We start from the raw sequence: 554 nt of genomic DNA, 5'->3' as shown, positions 1-554 counted from the left end.
ACACCTCGGTCGCGTCATCGGACACCGACCACAGCGAGGAGATCAGGCTCGAGGTGCCCGCCGACAGGAACGAGCGCGTGAAGCCCAGCACCTCGTCGCCCGTGGCCACGCGGCCCAGGCCCGACTCGCAGGCCGACAGCGTGACCAGCGCGCTGTGCGAGAGCGGCAGGTCCAGGATCTCGTGCGCCTCCAGGAAGTTCTGCTTGCCGTCCTCGTTGGCCAGCAGGATGCGCGAATACAGCGGATCGATCTGGTCGGCCTCGGCATGCGCGGCCACATGGATCAGGGGCGAACGGCCCGCCGCCTCGCGGAACTGCGTCTTGGTGGCGGCCGCGCCCATGTAGACCTTGTTGCGCGGGAAGACGGTGGCGATCTCCTTGACCTCCGCCGCGGCGCCGGGCAGCTCGTGCTGGTCGTCGATGCGCGGATTGCCGAAGGCGGTGAGCGACGCATCGACGCGCGGCGTGCTTTGCGCCAGTTGCACGGCGATGCTCATCGACGGCGCCACCGACACCGGATGCGTCTCGATCACATACTGGCCGTTGAGCCGCAGC

Annotated in this window: 1 protein-coding gene; it reads right to left on the bottom strand. The window is 69.0% G+C overall.

Features of this window, described 5'->3' with window-relative positions; all coding sequences use genetic code 11:
- The coding region (locus HCU76_RS36380; protein WP_218512069.1) for a CHAT domain-containing protein at positions 1 to 554 on the bottom strand (554 nt) is incomplete at both ends.

Origin of the sequence: Variovorax sp. dw_308 (genome assembly GCF_019207085.1) — a bacterium.
Lineage (GTDB): Bacteria > Pseudomonadota > Gammaproteobacteria > Burkholderiales > Burkholderiaceae_C > Variovorax.
Note: the sequence above shows the minus strand (reverse complement) of the source record. Positions and strands in the feature narration are given on the sequence as shown.